Raw genomic sequence first — 16,278 nt, forward strand, 5'->3', positions numbered from 1 at the left:
TTGGGGCTGACGTAGATTAGCCCTAAATTCCACACCATCTCCGCAGGATTTTAAGCTGCCGGGACGGTGTGCCGAAGTTAAACCGAAATTCGCATTCTTTCAAGAACAGCAGGAAAGATTTGCGGTCGATTCCGTTGTATTTGCGTAAGACACGTTTTGCCTGATTCCAGAAATTCTCAATGCCGTTAATGTGGTTTTGACGGTCTGCAAATTCCTTGGAATGGTTAATACGGTGATGGATAAAACCACTCACGCCCAACTTGTCGTAACTGCTCAGGCTGTCGGTATAGACAATGCTGTCCGGCATGATTTTCTTTTTGATGACAGGCAGTAACGTTTCAGACTTGGCGTTATCCACCACAATGGTATAGACCCGTCCTTGTCGTTTCAGGATGCCGAATACCACTACCTTGTCTGCCGCACCACGCCCGCGTCTGCCTTTGCGGCGTCCGCCGAAATAGCTTTCGTCCAATTCGACCGGGCCGGCGAAAATTTCATTGGCTGCCAATGCCAGATGATGGCTGATGACCATACGGATTTTACGGTAGAACAGGATAGCAGAGTTTGGCTGTATGCCCAAAATATCAGCAGCGGCACGGGTGGTAACTTCGAGCACAAAAAAGCGAAGCAGTTCTCTCAGGGGTTTTTTCTTTAATTTGCGGAGTGTTATCTTCATATTTTGAGAGTAACGTAACTGCTAATCTAGTACAGCCCTAAAATTTTTTAGGATATGTTAAAATACCCATTAATTTCCACTATCAAAACAAAATCTTATGGCAATCAAAAAAACACAGCTATACGCTTCCCTATGGGCAGGCTGCGACGAACTGCGTGGCGGGATGGACGCCGGCCAATATAAAGACTATGTACTGACCCTTCTGTTTCTCAAATACATTTCCGACAAACACAAAACCGGCACCGGCATGATAGACCTGCCTGCCGGCACGACCTTTGACGACATCGCCAAACTCAAAAACACCCCCGAAATCGGCGACAACATCAACAAAACCATCGCCAAAATCGCCGAAGCCAATGACTTGAAAGGCATCATTGACGTTGCCGACTTCAACGACGAGGACAAGCTCGGCAAAGGCAAGGACATGGTTGACCGCCTGAGCAACCTGGTCGGCGTCTTTGAAAAACTCAACCTTTCCGCCAACCAAGCCGAAGACGATGATTTGCTGGGCGACGCCTACGAATACCTGATGCGCCACTTTGCCACCGAATCGGGCAAATCCAAAGGGCAGTTTTACACGCCTGCCGAAGTTTCCCGCATCATGGCGAAAATCATCGGCATAGACCCCGACAGTCCCGCCAGCACCACCGTTTACGATCCGACCTGCGGCTCCGGCTCGCTGCTGCTCAAAGCTGCCGCCCAAGCCCGCAACCAAATCAGCCTGTACGGGCAGGAAAAAGACGTATCCACCACCTCCCTTGCCCGCATGAACATGATTCTGCACCACAACGAAACCGCCGAAATCCATACCGGCAACACACTGGCAGAACCCTCATTTCTCGAACACGGCATGCTCAAAACCTTTGATTTTGCCGTTGCCAACCCACCCTTTTCCAGCAAAAACTGGACAAACGGGCTGCTCCCTTCAGACGACCGTTACAGCCGCTTCACCTACGGCATACCGCCCGAGAAAAACGGCGATTACGCCTTCCTGCTGCACCTGGTCAAAAGCCTGAAACCCACCGGCAAAGGCGCCATCATTCTGCCGCACGGCGTACTCTTTCGCGGCAATGCCGAAGCGCGCATCCGTGCCGAGCTGCTCAAACAAGGGCTGATAAAAGGCATCATCGGACTGCCTGCCAACCTCTTTTACGGCACGGGCATCCCCGCCTGCATCATCGTCATCGACAAAGCCCACGCCCAAACCGCACAAATTGCCGACAACGACCCGCAGCAAATCATCAGCGGCGGCAGCGTCTTCATGATTGACGCCTCACGCGGCTACATCAAAGACGGCAACAAAAACCGCCTGCGCGAGCAAGACATCCACAAAATCATCGACACCTTCACCCGACAGCTTGAAATCCCGCGTTACAGCCGCCTGGTCCACCTCAGCGAAATCGCCGCCCAAGACTACAACCTCAACCTGCCGCGCTACATCGACAGCGGCGAACGCGAAGACATCCAGGACCTGGCGGCACACCTCTACGGCGGCATCCCCGCGCGCGACATAGACGCCCTTGAAGCCTACTGGACAGTATTGGGTCGTCTGAAAGGGCGGCGAAGCGGTTGAAGACTTGCCCGAATCTATCCGCTCCGATGAAAGCAGTATTGCAGAAACGATTGAAAATAATGTCAGAAAAAGAATTGTGGACGAAAATCCGACCAATCCGAAATACTTTGAAAAAATGTCGATACTTCTGGATGAATTGATCGAGCAGCGTCGTCAGGAATCAATTGACTATAAAGAATATTTGGAAGAGATAGCCCGCCTTGCCGAGCAGGTTTCAAATCCGGTGCAAAGCAGTTACCCCAAAGAAATCGATACTTTCGGCAAACAGGCACTTTTTGACAATTTGAGCCAAGATACCGGTTGGGTGAAGCGTGTGCATGATACGGTTCAAAGTCGCAAACAGGACGGCTACCTCGCCAATAAGATGAAACAGAAACATTTGAAAACCTGCTTGGAGCCGCTGGCACAGGAAAAAGGGTTGGATGTTGAGAAAATGTTTGAATTAATCATTCAACAAGCAGAATACAGGGCTTAATCATGCAAATCGGTACATTAAGCATAGAAATACGCAGAAAATCCATTAAAAACCTGCATATCGCCGTTTTGCCCCCGCATGGCTCGGTACGCGTTTCCGCACCGCTGAAAATGAGCGATGATGCGGTGCGTATGGCAGTTGCCAGCCGTTTGACATGGATAAAGAAGCAGCAGCGTGCATTTGAAAATCAAGCCCGGGAATCCAGGCGCGAAATGGTTTCCGGAGAAAGCCATTATTTATGGGGGAAACGCTATCTGCTGGAAGTATTGCCCACTACGGGCAAGCATCGTCTTGAAATAACGCATCATAAAATCAAGCTGTTTGTCGGCAAAAAAACCGCCCAAGACAAGCAAATGGCAGTGCTTGAGAAGTTTTACCGCAATGAGCTGAAGCGGGAAATCGCCAAACTGTTAGATTTTTGGCAGGAAAAAATGGGTGTCCGGGCAAGCCGTTTCGGTGTGAAAAAAATGAAAACGCTTTGGGGGAGCTGTAATACGCAAACAGGCAGTATCTGGCTGAATCTGGAACTTGCCAAAAAACCGCCTCAATGTTTGGAATATATCGTCGTGCATGAACTGACCCACCTGCTGGAGCGGCATCACAACGAGCGGTTTATGGCACATATGGATGCGTTTTTACCCAATTGGCAAAGCACCAAACAATTGCTCAATTCGCTAAAGTTGGGCGTCTGATATTCTTTAAAATCAAAAAAGTCGTCTGAAAACAGTTTTTAAACCTTTTCAGACGACCTTTTATTTCAGGCTACCTGAAAAACCCAAACCAGGTTTCAGGTAGCCTTTTGCTTGCGTGGAACCGACGGTGAAAACCTTATGCCTTGGGCTCTTCCTCGGGCAGCGGCAGCTTGTGCTGCACGGCATACACGGCGGCCTGCACGCGGCTGCCGAGCTCGAGTTTGCGCAGGATGTTTTGCACGTGCACCTTCACGGTGGATTCGGCCAAATCCATGCGCTTGGCGATGATTTTGTTGCTGTGCCCCACGGCGAGGTAGCGCAACACTTCCAGCTCGCGCGAGGTGAGCGTGTCGAGGGCGTTTTTGGATTGCGGCTGGGCGGGGCGGATGAGGGATTGCACCATGCAGGCCATCATTTCGGGCGAAAACACGTTGTCGCCGTTGGCGGCTTTGCCGATGGCGTCGATGAGGAAGTGGGCGTTGATGTTTTTTAAGAGGAAGCCGCAGGCGCCCAGGCGCATGCATTCCACCAGGTCTTCGCCGTCTTCGGACACGGTGAGCATCACCACTTTCTGCTCGGGGCGGCTGCTGAGGATTTGCGCCAAGGCTTCGCGCCCGTTCATCACCGGCATGTCTAAATCCAGCAGCACCACGTCGGGCTCAAGCTGGCTCACCAGCTTCACGCCGCTCAAGCCGTCGGCGGCTTCGCCCACCACTTCGTAGTTTTCCTGCCGGGCGAGCAGGGCTTTGATGCCGCTGCGGAACAGGGTGTGGTCGTCGATGAGGACGATCTTGATCGTGTTGGTCATACCTGCCTTCTTTCTTCGGAGGGAAGTTTCAGGGTTACCCGGGTGCCGCCCGGGGCGGATTGCAGGGTGAGCTCGGCGCGGATGCGGCTGGCGCGCTCGCGCATGATGTGCAGCCCCACGTGATGGCCGTTGCGCTCTTTGATGCGTTCGGTGTCGAAGCCGCAGCCGTCGTCTTGGATGCTCATGATGAAATCTTGGCCGTTGTCGAAGCGGATGTCCACCTGCCCGGCTTGGGAATGTTTGCGCACGTTGGAGAGGCTCTCCTGCAAAATAAACACCACTTGCAGCTGCTGCTCGGTGCTCAGCGGCGGGCCGTTGCCGTGCCAGCTCAGGCGCACGGCGGTGCGGGTTTGCCGCTCGAAGCGCTCGGTGAGCGCCTGCACCACGCCGGCGAAGTCTTTGTTGTTGATTTTGGTGCGGAAGTTGTTGAGCAGCTCGCGCACGTCGTCGTAGCACTCCTGGATGCCATCTTTGATGTATTGCAGGTTTTCGTTGATTTGCCCCTGCTCGTGGTTTTGCATGGCGGCTTCCAGCATCTGCACTTGCAGGTTGAGGAAGGTGAGCGCCTGGGCGATGCTGTCGTGCAGGCCTTGGGCAATCAGGTTGCGCTCCTGCAATACGGCGAGCTGGCGGCTTTCGTCGATGAGGCGCAGGTTGCTGATGACCACGCCGAACTGGCTGCACAGCGCTTCCCACAAGTCGCCGTCGGCCACGGCCACCGGCTCTTTCTGTTTGAAATAGAGCGTAACCATGCCGAAATCTTGCGCTTTGTAGCGGATTTTGAAAATGCGCAGCTGGGAAAAGCCGAGGCGGCTGCATTCGTTGCCGTTATCGGCGGCGGTTTGGCCGTCGGTTTCGCTTTCGCCTTCGGCATGGCGCACGAAGCGGATGGGCTGCCAGTCGTCTTGCATCACGGCGTGGCCGCACAGGCAGTCGTCGAAACGCTGGCAGGCTTCGGCGGTTTGCAGCGAATCGGGCAGGCCGATTTGGGTGACCAAATCCATGCGCTGGCGTTTGAAGTCAATCAGGCGGATGCTGCCGGCGTCGGCCGACACCATTTCGAGCATTCTTTTTAAAAATACTTCGGCGGCTTCGGTGGTGGTTTGGGTTTGGCTGAGGAAGTGCGAGAAGAAATAGAGGGTTTCCAGCGTGTGGTGTTTGGCTTCCAGATCGCGCGTTTTCTCGGCCACTTCTTCTTCCAGATGGGAATAGAGCTGGGAGAGGCGGCTGCTCATTTGGTTGAAGCCGTTGTCTACGCGGGCGAATTCGGCGGAGCGGTCGATGGGGATCTGGATGCCGAGCTGCCCGCCGTGGATGGCGGCCACGCCCTGTTGCAGGTGTTGCAGCGGCCGGATAATCCACCAATACAGCAGGAACACCATAAAGGCGGCGCTCATCACCACCAGCACCAGCAGGCTGCTCTGAAACAGGCGCAGCCAGGAAATATAGCGCGTGTTGGCCTGCTCCACGGCGGAGACCACGTTGTCGAGGCGGTTGAGGAAGGGTTGCAGCTCTTGGTCGGTGATGGGGTGGTGTTCTGTGGAGGCTACCTGAAAACGCGGGCGGATGCGCTGCTGCCAATGGGCATCCAGCTCATTGAAGCGCTGCCACACGATGTCGTCGGGCGGCAGGAAGAGCGGGCGGCGGCGGTCGCCGTGGCGCACGTTGGCCAGGATGCTGTCGTATTGCTGCAGGCGTTGCTCGATTTCGGCAGACGGGGCGTTTTCGCGGATGAGCAGGGCGATGCGGTAGCTGCGCAGGCGCAGGCTGCCGATGTCGTTGATGGCGGCCGCGCTGCCTTCCAGCCGCCACGACAAAAGCAGGGTGTAGCTGATGGAGGCCACGGCAATCACCAGCCACAGCAGGGTGAGCAGTTTGAGGCGGACGGAGAGGCTTTTCAACGGTTTCATCGGCGGAATCGGGCTGGCAAAACGGCGGCTGAGGCCGGCCTAGTTAAGCAGCATTATACGCGCGAACCGTTTCACTTTTTGAGCTAGGCAAAAGTAGGCCGCCCGCCTAATCCGAAAGGATTAGACGGGCTAGCTACAACAGGGCTTATTTCACGCAGGGCTTTGCTTTAGAATTTCTGCCGGAATGGCGGTTTTCAGGTAGCCTGTTTAAGCTGATGTTTAAACGGGAAAATTTGGAGAATTTGCGGTTCTCGTTTTCAGGTAGCCTGCCGCTTTGCCCGCTTTAATCACGCATAGAGAACAAGAAAATGAAATCAGAAAACTACAAACGCTACTCGGTGCTGGCCTCCAGCACGTTCGCTTTCACCGTCTGCTTTATGGTTTGGATGATGCTGGCGATTGTCGGCGTGAAGGTGCAGGAGCAGCTGGGCCTGAACGAAACGGAAACCGGCATCCTGATGGCCGTGCCGGTGCTTTCCGGCTCGCTCATCCGCGTGCCGCTGGGCATCTGGACCGACAAATTCGGCGGCCGCATTGTGATGTTTGTGCTGATGGTGCTGTCTGTGCCCGCCATCTTCCTCATGGCCTATGCCACGCATTTCTGGCACTTCATCGCCATCGGCCTGATGATGGGCTTGGCCGGCGGCTCGTTTTCGGTGGGCACGCCCTATGTGGCGCGCTGGTTTCCCAAGCAGCAGCAGGGCTTGGCGATGGGCATTTTCGGCGCGGGCAATGCCGGCAGCGCCATCAATAAATTCGTCGCCCCCGCGCTGATTAAATATTCGGCAGCAGCCGGCGCGGGCGCGGCGGCCTGGGTGATTGTGCCCAAGGTGTATGCCGCCATTATGGCCGCCACCGCCGTGCTGTTTTGGTTTACCACTTATCCCACCCCGCACAACCCGAATACCGCGCCCAAGGCCTCGCTCAAAGAGCAGCTGGCCATGCTGAAAGACCCGGGCGTGCTGCGCTATAGCCAGTATTATTCCGTGGTATTCGGCGGTTACGTCGGCCTGGCGCTGTGGATGACCAAATACTACATCAACGAATACGGCCTCGAAATGGCCACCGCCGGCCTGTTGGCGGCCTGCTTCTCGCTGCCCGGCGGCGTGCTGCGCGCCATCGGTGGCTGGCTGTCGGACAAATACGGCGCATATAAAGTTACTTGGGGTGTGATGTGGGTGCTGTGGGTGTGCTTCTTTATTCTCTCTTACCCGCAAACCGATTTCGTGATCGCCACCACCAAAGGCCCGCAGAGCTTCCATATCGGGCTGAACGTGGTGCTGTTCACCATCCTGATGTTTACCGCCGGCATCGCCATGGCGGTGGGCAAGGCTTCGGTGTTCAAATTTGTGGCCGACGACTACCCGAACGACATCGGCACGGTGTCCGGCATTGTCGGCCTGGCGGGCGGCCTGGGCGGCTTTCTCTTGCCGATTATGTTCGGCATGCTGCTCGACCTCACCGGCATCCGCTCCACCACCTTCATGCTGCTCTACGGCACGGTGTGCGTGTCGCTGATTTGGATGCACTTCTCGTTTAAAACCAAACGCGGCCAGTAAGCCGGAGAAGGCTACCTGAAACAGGGTTTACCGTTTTCAGGTAGCCTCTAGCAAACCCATATTTCATTAGGAGCACCCCATGTCGTCCCACCTGATTCAAGACTGGCGGCCGGAAGACGCCGAGTTTTGGCGGCACACCGGCAAACCCGTTGCCCGCCGCAACCTGTGGATTTCCATCCCCGCGCTGTTCCTCGCCTTCGCCATCTGGCAGGTGTGGAGCGTTACCATCCTCAATCTGCCCAATATCGGCTTCAAGTATACGGATAACCAGCTCTTCTGGCTGGCCGCGCTGCCCGCTTTGTCCGGCTCCACCCTGCGCGTGTTTTATTCCTTTATGGTGCCGATTTTCGGCGGCCGCAAGTGGACCACCATCACCACCGCCAGCCTGCTGCTGCCCGCGCTGGGCATCGGCTTCGCCGTGCAAAACCCGGACACCGGCTACTTCACCATGGTGATCCTGGCGCTGCTGTGCGGCTTCGGCGGCGGCAACTTCTCCTCCAGCATGGCCAACATCAGCTTCTTCTTCCCCAAAGCCGAAAAAGGCACCGCGCTCGGCCTGAATGCGGGCTTGGGCAATTTGGGCGTGTCTGCCGTACAGTTTGTCGTGCCGCTGGCGATTACCGCCGGCCTGTTCGGCGCGCTTGGCGGCGAGGCGCAAACCTGGGCCAAAGGCGACGTAACCAAACAGATGTGGCTGCAAAATGCCGGCTTCGTGTGGGTGCCGTTTATCATCATGTCCACCGCCGCCGCCTGGTTTGGCATGAACGATTTGGCTAGTGCCAAATCCAGCTTCAAAGAGCAATCGGTGATTTTCACGCGCAAACACAACTGGCTGATGTGCATCCTCTATTTGGGCACCTTCGGCTCCTTCCTCGGCTTTTCCGCCGGCTTCCCCAAGCTCACGCAAACCCTGTTCCCCGATGTAAACCCGGCGCAATATGCCTTCTTGGGCCCGCTCATCGGCGCGCTCACCCGCTCCGCCGGCGGCTGGGTGTCGAGCAGGCTGGGCGGCGCAAAAACCACGCAGGTGGTGTTTGTGGGCATGATTGTCGGCATCCTCGGCGTGCTGGCCTTTTTGCCCGCCGCGCCCGGCCAGGGCGGCAGCTTCTGGGGCTTCTTCGTCTGCTTTATGGCGCTGTTTGCGCTCAGCGGCCTGGGCAACGCCTCCACCTTTGTGCAAGTGCCGCTGATTTTCTCCGGCATGCACCAGAAGCTCTTGGCCGAAGGTAAATCCACCCCCGAAAAAGCCGTGCAGGATGCCAACCGCGAAGCGGCGGCAGTCATCGGTTTCACCGCTGCCTTCGCCGGCTACGGCGGCTTCCTGATTCCGAAAAGCTTCGGCACTTCGCTGGACCTCACCGGCAGCGCCAACGCCGCCCTCATCGGCTTCGTTTCCTTCTATGTGGTGTGCGCCGCCATCAATTGGTGGTATTACGCCCGCAAACATGCCGAAGCGAAGTGTTAAAGTAGAGGCTACCTGAAAAATGCGCCAACCGTTTTTCGCTTCGCAGAAACGCTGCTTCGCTCCGTTTTAACTGCGTTTTCAGGTAGCCTTTAGCGCCCGCCGCACACACGGTTTGATCAACAAGGAAAACATCATGGCCCTCACACCCGTTCACGAACTGCAAGCGCGGATTCACGAAAAAATTGCCGCCGCCCGCAAACCGCCAGCCAGCGAGCGCGTGCCGCTGGTGTCTGCTTTGGGGCGCGTGCTGGCGCAGGACGTGGCTTCCGCGCTCAATCTGCCGCCCGCCGACATTTCCGCCATGGACGGCTACGCGCTGCCCGAAGCCGCTGCCGCAGGCAGCGAGTGGCGGATAGCGGGCGAATCGGTGGCCGGGCAGCCGTTTTCAGGTAGCCTGCCGGAAGGCGGCTGCGTGCGGATTATGACCGGCGCGGTGGTGCCCGCCGGCTGCCGCAGCGTGGTGATTCAGGAAAACGTGCAGGCGGACGGCGGCATCATCCGCCTGGAAAAAGACGCGGCCGAAGGCGGCAACATCCGCCGCTGCGGCGAGGAAATCGCGGCAGGCGAAACTGTGTTGCAGGCGGGGCGGATTCTGCGCCAGGCCGACATCATGCTCTTGGCCGCGCTGGGTTGCGCCGAAATCGAAGTGTTCCACAAAGTGCGCGTGGCCGTGCTTTCCAGCGGCGATGAGCTGCTGGAGCCGGGAGAGCCCGCTACGCGCAGCGGCAGCATTTACGACAGCAACCGCTACATGCTGATGGCGCGGCTGTCGGCGCTGCCGGTGGAGGTGATTGACTTCGGGCAGGTGGCCGACAAGCTGGAAGACGTGCTGAAAATGCTGGATAAGGTGATCCAGCAGGCCGACGTGCTGATTACCACCGGCGGCGTGTCGGTGGGCGATTACGACTTTATGCGCGAGGCCGTGGAGCGCGTGGGCAGCATCCACCACTACAAAGTGGCGCTCAAGCCGGGCAAGCCTTTTGTGTTCGGGCAAATGCTGAACACTTGGTGTTTCGGCCTGCCGGGCAACCCCGTGTCGGGTTTTGTGGGCTTCGATATGTTTGTGAAAGCCGCGTTGTGGCAGCTTTGCGGCGCGGCCGAAATCCCGCAGCCGCTGCGCTTTGCCGCCAAGCTGGCCGAGCCCGCCGTGAAGAACCACAGCCGCACCGATATCCAGCGTGCTATCATCAGCCGCCAGCCCGACGGCACTTGGCTGGCCGCCCCCTTCGGCAGCCAGGATTCGCACCGCATCTATCAAGTGAGCCGCGCCAACGCCTATCTGATTCTGCCCGCCGAAAGCGGCTCGCTGCCGGCCGGCGCGGAAGTGACCGTGCAGCCTTTTGCAGAAGCGTTTCTGTAGCACAGCAGGCTACCTGAAAATCTCTCCAAGCCTCGTTGCTAGTTTTCAGGTAGCCTTTCAGCCCAAGCCACACATAATAATCCACACCGCACACCCCAAAGACCGCGCCATGACCGCCCAGCCCCCGCTCACCGACCCCTACCGCCGCCGCCTCAGCTATCTGCGGCTGTCGGTTACCGACCTGTGCAACTACCGCTGCACCTACTGCCTGCCCAACGGTTATCAAGGCAAAGCCAAGCCCGACGAGCTCAGCCTGCCCGAAATCCAAACCCTGGTGAACGTATTCGCCGCCGCCGGCACGCGCAAAATCCGCCTCACCGGCGGCGAGCCCACCCTGCGCCGCGACCTGGCCGACATCATCGCCGCATGCAAAGCCAACCCGCTGATTGAAAACGTGGCGCTCACCACCAACGCCTTCCGCCTGGCCCAGCTCTTTCCCGCCTACCGCGCCGCCGGGCTCGACAAAATCAACATCAGCGTCGACAGCTTCGACCCCGACACCTTCTTCCAAATCACCGGCAAACGCGAATGCGCCAACATCCTGCGTGCCCTCGACGACATCTTGGATTCAGGCTTCTACGGCGTGAAAGTGAACACCCTGCTGCTGCGCCGCTACGCCGGCCGCACGCTGCAAGACGCGCTTGCCTTCGTGCGCGCCCGCCCCGTTACCCTGCGCTTTATCGAGCTGATGCAAACCGGCGACAACGGCGCCTTCTTTAATAGCCAGCACCTCTCCGCCGCCGAAATCGAGCGCGGCCTGCAAGAGCAGGGCTGGCAGCTCGCCCCGCGCCAGCCGCATGCCGGCCCCGCCCGCGAATATTTCCACCGCGATTTTGCCGGCAGCATCGGTTTCATTGCCCCCTACAGCCAAGACTTCTGCAAAAGCTGCAACCGCCTGCGCGTTACCGCCCAAGGCAAAATGCACCTCTGCCTGTTTGGCGGAATCGCCTACGACCTGCGCCCCTTCCTGCGCGCGGGCGACGAGCACGGGCTGCGGCAGTATCTGCACCAAACCATCGCCGAAAAGCCCGAACACCATTATTTGCACGACAAAAAAGTCGGCCTCATCACCAACCTTTCCATGACCGGAGGCTAAACCATGTACCGCGCCGCACCCGAATTCCGCCCCTTCCGCATCCACCTGCTCACCGTTACCGACACCCGCAGCCCGAAAGAAGACGGCAGCGGCAACTATCTGGCCGAAGCCCTGCAAGCCGCCGGCCACGAGCTGCGCGCGCGCGAATGGTGTCGCGACGAGCTCTACGACATCCGCGCCCGCGTGTCTGCTGCCATTGCCGAGCCGCACACCGACGCGGTGCTGATTACCGGCGGCACCGGCATGTTCGACCGCGACGTAACCCCCGATGCGGTGGAAATCCTGTTCGATAAAGCCATTCCCGGCTTCGGCGAAGTGTTCCGTGCCGTGTCTTTGCAGGAAATCGGCATGTCCACCATCCAATCGCGCGCCGTGGCCGGCATTGCCAACCGAACGCTGATTTTCTGCCTGCCCGGCTCCACCGGCGCCTGCCGCACCGCCTGGGAAAACATCATCGCCCCGCAGCTCGACCCGCGCATCAATAGCTGCGGCTTCACCCGCGTGCTGAACGCGTGGGGCAAATAAAACCATGGCTTCCACGGCGGCTTGTCGCGAACCGCTGCTGATTTTGTGCGGCGGGCTCAGCCGGCGCATGGGCCGACCCAAGCCGTTGCTGACCTATCGCGGCGTGCCGTTGATTGAGCGTTTGGCGGCGGCGCAACGCCCGCTGTGGCTGGCCGCTGCCGGGCAGCGTTTTCCCAATATTCCGCAGGCGCACTATTTGCCCGATGCCCTGCCCGAACGGCAGGGCGCGCTGTCGGCCATCCTGCCTGCGTTGGATCGGGCAGCGGCGCAGGGATATAGCGGCGTATATGTGCTCTCCTGCGATACGCTGCTGCTGCCGGAGCAGGTGGCGGATTGTTTGCAGCAGGCACGGGGCAGCGCGGCCTGGTGCGACGGCGTGGCGGCCTTGCAGGACGGAGAACGGACGTATCCGCTGCTGGCGCATTGGTCGGCGGCGCTGGCCGAGCCGCTGCGGCAGTATCTGGCAAGCGGGCAGCGCCGTGTAACCGCTTGGCTGGAAACCGTGCCGTTTGCCGCCGCGCCGCTGCCGGCCGAGTGGCGGCCGTTGTGCAATTTCAATACGCCGCAGGAGTTTGAGCAGGCGGTGGCGCAGGCGGAGTGGCTGTCGGCGCAAGGCTGAAGTGTATTTTCAGGTAGCCTCTATCGGCTTGGCGTGATATGTAGAGGCTACCTGAAAGCAGTTAAAAAGCTTCAGCGCAGGTGAAACGAAGAGGCAACTTTCCGCCAAGCCTAAAATTATTTGGCCGAGTGTTTTTCAGGTAGCCTGATTCATCCGCGCCCAGCCCCAATATAAAAAGGCTACCTGAAAACAGATGGGCAGCTTTCAGGTAGCCTCCGATCATTGATTTTCCATTAAGGACAAGATTTTGCTAACACATTTAGACCAACAAGGCCGCAGCAGCATGGTGGACGTGGGCGATAAAGCCGTTACCCGCCGCGTGGCCGCAGCTGCCGGGCGCGTGGTGTTCCCGCCCGAAGTGTATGCCCAAATCCAGGCCGCCAACGGCCAAACCGCCAAGGGCGCGATTAGCGAAGTGGCGCGGCTGGCGGGCATCATGGCGGCCAAAAACACTGCCAACCTGATTCCGTTGTGCCACCCGATGATGCTGGAGCGCTGCAAGCTGGAGCTGGCCTACGACGATGCCGCGCACAGCCTGAACATCCGCGCCGAAGTGGCCGTGAGCCACAAAACCGGCGTAGAAATGGAAGCGCTCACCGCCGTATCCGTGGCCGCGCTCACCGTGTACGACATGACCAAAGCCTTGAGCCACGACATCCAAATCCAAGACATCCGCCTGATTCACAAATCCGGAGGCAAACATGAGTTCAACCGTTGAAATCACCGTGCTGTATTTCGCCGCCCTGCGCGAACAGGCCGGCAAAGAGCAGGAAACGCTCGCCGTTGCCCAAGGCAGCACCCCCGCCGCGCTATATGGCCAACTCTCGCAGCAATACGGCTTCACCCTGCCGCAAGAGCGAGTGCGCGCGGCGGTAAACCATGCCTTTGCCGATTGGGCGCAGCCGCTGGCCGAGCGCGACATCGTGGCCTTCATCCCGCCCGTGGCCGGAGGCTGAAATGTTTGATTTGACTATGCAGGCCATCAATAGCCAAGCCCTGCGCCAAAGGCTGCTAAACAACGAGCAATGCGGCGCCTTCCTCAGCTTCGAAGGCTGGGTGCGCCGCCAAAACGACGGGCAGCGCGTGGATTATCTGGTGTACAGCGTGTATGAAGAGCTGGCGCGCCGCCAGGGGCAGGCCGTGATTGAAGAGGCCAAACGCCGCTTCGGGCTGGCCGAAGCCGTGTGCGTGCACCGCTACGGGCGGCTGGAAGTGGGCGACATGGCGGTGTGGGTGGGCGTAACCGCCGGCCACCGCGACGCAGCCTTCGCCGGCTGCCGCTTCATCATCGACACAGTGAAGGCGGAAGTGCCGATTTGGAAACAGGAGTTTTATAGCGGCCAGCACGCCGCCGCCTGGCTGGATAACCAAGCGGCAGATGCCAAACGCACACTGATTGAGTAATACCCGCCCTCAGAACAGGCTACCTGAAAACTGGCTTTATTCGTTTTCAGGTAGCCTGTTTGTGATTCCGCCGCCCGGGGCTACCTGAAAATCGGATTGACAAAGAAGTGAATATTTCTTCCTAATTGGAACGCTATTTCCTTTATTTCAGGCTTTGTTCGGCAGTATTGAAGTTAATGTTTTAGGCAGCTTGCTCAAGCCCGCCATCCCCACTTTTGCCCAATCGGCACACTGCTGCCGAATCTTTTATCATTCATGCAGTATCGCCTTGAGCCTGCGGGTGAAAATCGGATAAAATAGCAGGCAGGAAAAGCGGCTTCACTGCGCCGCCAAACGTATTTCAAAGGTAGAAAATCATGCAAGGCTATCAACTGAACCCGAAAGAAACCTTGGGCGGCATCGTAGTGGAAGATGCCGATCAGCAAATCGTGCAGCTCAACCTGCAAAAAGGCAACGAAGTGCCGCCGTATTCCGCCGAAGCCATCATCACCGTGGTGGTGCTCGCCGGCGCGGCCCGCGTGAAAACCGAGCAGGGGCATATTGATTTGCACAGCATGAATCTGGCGCGCATCGAGCCGGGCGAAACGCACGTGATCGAAGCCTTGGAAAACGACACTTCCATCTTGGTGGTGAAACAGCTGTGTTACAACGCGCTGTTGAATAAGAAACTGCGCTTCGGCCAATGCTGTTTATAAAGTTTGTTTTGCCGCATCGGCTTCCCGCTTGGGGGTTGATGAGGATTTTTGAAGTTTGTTTGTAGTCTGTTTGTAACCTTATGGCTCGCAAGGGCTTTTATTTGGAGATATAAATCATGATTAAAGGGATTCAAATCACCCAATCCGCACAACATCCTGCTTTGGCACGTTCTTTCTGGCTGCTGGACGACGAAACCCAGCAAGCCCGCTGCTTGTGCAGCAACGACGAGCATTTTGTGGCCGACCAAGTGGTTGCCCTGAGCGATTTGGGCGACGTGAACTATGAAGAAGTGCCCGTGGATGTGCGCGTTGCCCCGAAAGTGGAAGGCGGCCAACACCTGAACGTAAACGTGCTGACCCGTGAAATGCTGGAAGACGCTGCGGCCAACCCCGAAAAATATCCGCAGCTCACCATCCGCGTATCCGGCTATGCAGTGCGCTTCAACTCCCTGACTCCGGAGCAGCAGCGCGACGTGATCACCCGCACTTTCACCCAGCATATGTAAGCTGAGCGGTAATCAAAAAAGGCTACCTGAAAATTTTCAGGTAGCCTTTTTGTGTGGACGGCAGGAGATTATTTCCAAGTAGGGGCTACCTGAAAACGAAACTGTCGGCTTGCCCGCTAAAAAGAGTTGGGCGTTTCCTTATATCGATAACATTGCGGTTTGCTTTCATTCCCTGGCTGTTCGCAGAACCCGTATTTTTCACAACGGATACCTAACTTTCTCTCTCCATACAACCAGCAGTAGAGATCGCATCCAGAAAGTGCGTGGATATTTATTCCTCGCCAAGAAAAATCATCTAGAGGTTTGCTCACTTCCGGGTGGGGTTCGGTAGAAATAAATTGTTTTTCGTCCACTCCTATGAATCTCGGCATATTCTTAAGCTGCACATAAATATCCCCTTCCAAATTCGCCGGGCGGCCATGCAGGGTTTTGTCAAACTCTACCCGCTGCCAGCGGCCATTGACGGCCTGATATTGGCGATAGGCGAAAGTTTCGTTCCAGTCGTAACAAAGGCCTGGCCGAACAATGAGGTTCCATACACCTTGTTTATCCCGATCCAGGATTAGCAGCTCCCATTTATCCGACCATTCCGGCGGGAGATCCAGCCCTTCGGCATCAATCACGCGGATGCTTTGTTTTGCCAGGCTGTCCCTCGTTTCCCAATTGGCATAGCGTTCGGTAAGAATCACCGTGCCATCGCTGAGGCGCACCTCTTCCTGCCAAGTGCGTGGTGGATAAGGATCCGGACCGAAGATGGCATATTTGGCGGCAAGGATAAACAGCCAAACGAAAAAGGGTGCGCCGATTAAGAAAAACAATGCTTTTTTCATGATGTTCTCCATGTTCGGGGAGAGAGGCTACCTGAAACGCAATGCAGTGGAGTTTCTGCGCAGCGAAATTTTCAGGTAGCCTTTT

At 57.4% G+C, this 16,278-nt stretch carries 18 protein-coding genes; 14 read left to right on the forward strand and 4 right to left on the reverse strand.

Features of this window, described 5'->3' with window-relative positions; all coding sequences use genetic code 11:
• Positions 1 to 22: 22 nt before the first annotated feature.
• Complete coding sequence (locus tag A7P95_RS02150) at positions 23 to 676, reverse strand: IS1595 family transposase (protein ID WP_067590468.1); 654 nt, start codon at positions 674 to 676, stop codon at positions 23 to 25.
• A gap of 97 nt (positions 677 to 773) precedes the next feature.
• Between A7P95_RS02150 and A7P95_RS02155 the strand changes: the two genes are divergently transcribed.
• From A7P95_RS02155 to A7P95_RS02165, 3 genes are read left to right on the forward strand one after another with little or no spacing between them, the layout of a single operon-like run.
• Entirely contained in the window at positions 774 to 2,249 is a 1,476-nt protein-coding gene (locus A7P95_RS02155; RefSeq protein ID WP_082890686.1) for a type I restriction-modification system subunit M, read from the forward strand.
• Between the two features lie 4 nt (positions 2,250 to 2,253).
• Positions 2,254 to 2,724 carry a hypothetical protein gene (locus tag A7P95_RS02160; RefSeq protein WP_156503469.1) on the forward strand — a complete coding sequence of 157 codons (471 nt, stop codon included), beginning with the start codon at positions 2,254 to 2,256 and terminating at the stop codon, positions 2,722 to 2,724.
• Between the two features lie 2 nt (positions 2,725 to 2,726).
• Positions 2,727 to 3,416: a M48 family metallopeptidase gene (locus A7P95_RS02165; protein WP_067590474.1), complete on the forward strand. Its 690-nt coding sequence runs from the start codon at positions 2,727 to 2,729 to the stop codon at positions 3,414 to 3,416.
• A 136-nt stretch (positions 3,417 to 3,552) separates the two neighbouring features.
• Here A7P95_RS02165 and A7P95_RS02170 read toward each other — a convergent pair whose 3' ends face one another.
• Together A7P95_RS02170 and A7P95_RS02175 are read right to left on the reverse strand one after the other, a co-directional pair.
• Positions 3,553 to 4,224, reverse strand: a complete 672-nt coding sequence (locus A7P95_RS02170) for a response regulator (protein WP_067590477.1) — start codon at positions 4,222 to 4,224, stop codon at positions 3,553 to 3,555.
• Entirely contained in the window at positions 4,221 to 6,134 is a 1,914-nt protein-coding gene (locus tag A7P95_RS02175; RefSeq protein WP_067590480.1) for a histidine kinase, read from the reverse strand. The genes A7P95_RS02170 and A7P95_RS02175 overlap by 4 nt, the downstream gene beginning before the upstream one ends.
• Before the next feature lie 308 nt (positions 6,135 to 6,442).
• Here A7P95_RS02175 and A7P95_RS02180 point away from each other — a divergent pair, with 308 nt between their 5' ends.
• The 11 genes from A7P95_RS02180 to grcA all read left to right on the forward strand — a co-directional run bounded on the left by A7P95_RS02180 (position 6,443) and on the right by grcA (position 15,363).
• Entirely contained in the window at positions 6,443 to 7,693 is a 1,251-nt protein-coding gene (locus tag A7P95_RS02180; RefSeq protein ID WP_067590483.1) for an MFS transporter, read from the forward strand.
• A 79-nt stretch (positions 7,694 to 7,772) separates the two neighbouring features.
• Complete coding sequence (locus tag A7P95_RS02185; protein ID WP_067590486.1) at positions 7,773 to 9,158, forward strand: MFS transporter; 1,386 nt, start codon at positions 7,773 to 7,775, stop codon at positions 9,156 to 9,158.
• A 133-nt stretch (positions 9,159 to 9,291) separates the two neighbouring features.
• A complete protein-coding gene (locus A7P95_RS02190; protein ID WP_067590489.1) occupies positions 9,292 to 10,518 on the forward strand; it encodes a molybdopterin molybdotransferase MoeA in 1,227 nt (408 codons plus the stop codon).
• Positions 10,519 to 10,627: 109 nt separating this feature from the next.
• Entirely contained in the window at positions 10,628 to 11,614 is a 987-nt protein-coding gene (moaA, locus tag A7P95_RS02195) for a GTP 3',8-cyclase MoaA (protein WP_067590492.1), read from the forward strand.
• Between the two features lie 3 nt (positions 11,615 to 11,617).
• Positions 11,618 to 12,139 carry a molybdenum cofactor biosynthesis protein B gene (gene moaB / locus A7P95_RS02200; protein WP_067590494.1) on the forward strand — a complete coding sequence of 174 codons (522 nt, stop codon included), beginning with the start codon at positions 11,618 to 11,620 and terminating at the stop codon, positions 12,137 to 12,139.
• Positions 12,140 to 12,143: 4 nt separating this feature from the next.
• Complete coding sequence (mobA, locus tag A7P95_RS02205; RefSeq protein WP_082890687.1) at positions 12,144 to 12,758, forward strand: molybdenum cofactor guanylyltransferase; 615 nt, start codon at positions 12,144 to 12,146, stop codon at positions 12,756 to 12,758.
• Positions 12,759 to 13,002: 244 nt separating this feature from the next.
• Complete coding sequence (gene moaC, locus A7P95_RS02210) at positions 13,003 to 13,476, forward strand: cyclic pyranopterin monophosphate synthase MoaC (protein WP_082890688.1); 474 nt, start codon at positions 13,003 to 13,005, stop codon at positions 13,474 to 13,476.
• Positions 13,460 to 13,714: a molybdopterin converting factor subunit 1 gene (moaD, locus tag A7P95_RS02215; protein WP_067590495.1), complete on the forward strand. Its 255-nt coding sequence runs from the start codon at positions 13,460 to 13,462 to the stop codon at positions 13,712 to 13,714. Before moaC ends, moaD begins: the two co-directional genes overlap by 17 nt.
• 1 nt (position 13,715) lies before the next feature.
• Complete coding sequence (locus A7P95_RS02220; RefSeq protein WP_067590496.1) at positions 13,716 to 14,162, forward strand: molybdenum cofactor biosynthesis protein MoaE; 447 nt, start codon at positions 13,716 to 13,718, stop codon at positions 14,160 to 14,162.
• A gap of 356 nt (positions 14,163 to 14,518) precedes the next feature.
• Positions 14,519 to 14,857, forward strand: coding sequence for a cupin domain-containing protein (locus tag A7P95_RS02225; protein ID WP_067590504.1), 339 nt, complete (start codon positions 14,519 to 14,521; stop codon positions 14,855 to 14,857).
• 116 nt (positions 14,858 to 14,973) lie between these two features.
• Complete coding sequence (gene grcA / locus A7P95_RS02230; protein WP_067590506.1) at positions 14,974 to 15,363, forward strand: autonomous glycyl radical cofactor GrcA; 390 nt, start codon at positions 14,974 to 14,976, stop codon at positions 15,361 to 15,363.
• A gap of 116 nt (positions 15,364 to 15,479) precedes the next feature.
• Here the strand turns inward: grcA and A7P95_RS02235 are convergent, their stop codons facing one another.
• Positions 15,480 to 16,193: a hypothetical protein gene (locus A7P95_RS02235; RefSeq protein ID WP_067590509.1), complete on the reverse strand. Its 714-nt coding sequence runs from the start codon at positions 16,191 to 16,193 to the stop codon at positions 15,480 to 15,482.
• Between the last annotated feature and the right edge of the window lie 85 nt (positions 16,194 to 16,278).

Origin of the sequence: Eikenella longinqua (assembly GCF_001648355.1) — a bacterium.
GTDB classification, from domain to species: domain Bacteria; phylum Pseudomonadota; class Gammaproteobacteria; order Burkholderiales; family Neisseriaceae; genus Eikenella; species Eikenella longinqua.

What these genes read in the sequence shown, in the direction of transcription:
- A7P95_RS02180 (WP_067590483.1), top strand. Translation starts at nt 6,443, where the DNA reads ATGAAATCAGAAAACTACAAACGCTACTCGGTGCTGGCCTCCAGCACG.
- A7P95_RS02190 (WP_067590489.1), top strand. Translation starts at nt 9,292, where the DNA reads ATGGCCCTCACACCCGTTCACGAACTGCAAGCGCGGATTCACGAAAAA.
- A7P95_RS02220 (WP_067590496.1), top strand. Translation starts at nt 13,716, where the DNA reads ATGTTTGATTTGACTATGCAGGCCATCAATAGCCAAGCCCTGCGCCAA.
- mobA (WP_082890687.1), top strand. Translation starts at nt 12,144, where the DNA reads ATGGCTTCCACGGCGGCTTGTCGCGAACCGCTGCTGATTTTGTGCGGC.
- A7P95_RS02225 (WP_067590504.1), top strand. Translation starts at nt 14,519, where the DNA reads ATGCAAGGCTATCAACTGAACCCGAAAGAAACCTTGGGCGGCATCGTA.
- A7P95_RS02165 (WP_067590474.1), top strand. Translation starts at nt 2,727, where the DNA reads ATGCAAATCGGTACATTAAGCATAGAAATACGCAGAAAATCCATTAAA.
- A7P95_RS02150 (WP_067590468.1), bottom strand. Translation starts at nt 676, where the DNA reads ATGAAGATAACACTCCGCAAATTAAAGAAAAAACCCCTGAGAGAACTG.
- moaA (WP_067590492.1), top strand. Translation starts at nt 10,628, where the DNA reads ATGACCGCCCAGCCCCCGCTCACCGACCCCTACCGCCGCCGCCTCAGC.
- A7P95_RS02185 (WP_067590486.1), top strand. Translation starts at nt 7,773, where the DNA reads ATGTCGTCCCACCTGATTCAAGACTGGCGGCCGGAAGACGCCGAGTTT.
- moaB (WP_067590494.1), top strand. Translation starts at nt 11,618, where the DNA reads ATGTACCGCGCCGCACCCGAATTCCGCCCCTTCCGCATCCACCTGCTC.
- A7P95_RS02175 (WP_067590480.1), bottom strand. Translation starts at nt 6,134, where the DNA reads ATGAAACCGTTGAAAAGCCTCTCCGTCCGCCTCAAACTGCTCACCCTG.
- A7P95_RS02155 (WP_082890686.1), top strand. Translation starts at nt 774, where the DNA reads ATGGCAATCAAAAAAACACAGCTATACGCTTCCCTATGGGCAGGCTGC.
- moaD (WP_067590495.1), top strand. Translation starts at nt 13,460, where the DNA reads ATGAGTTCAACCGTTGAAATCACCGTGCTGTATTTCGCCGCCCTGCGC.
- A7P95_RS02235 (WP_067590509.1), bottom strand. Translation starts at nt 16,193, where the DNA reads ATGAAAAAAGCATTGTTTTTCTTAATCGGCGCACCCTTTTTCGTTTGG.
- A7P95_RS02170 (WP_067590477.1), bottom strand. Translation starts at nt 4,224, where the DNA reads ATGACCAACACGATCAAGATCGTCCTCATCGACGACCACACCCTGTTC.
- grcA (WP_067590506.1), top strand. Translation starts at nt 14,974, where the DNA reads ATGATTAAAGGGATTCAAATCACCCAATCCGCACAACATCCTGCTTTG.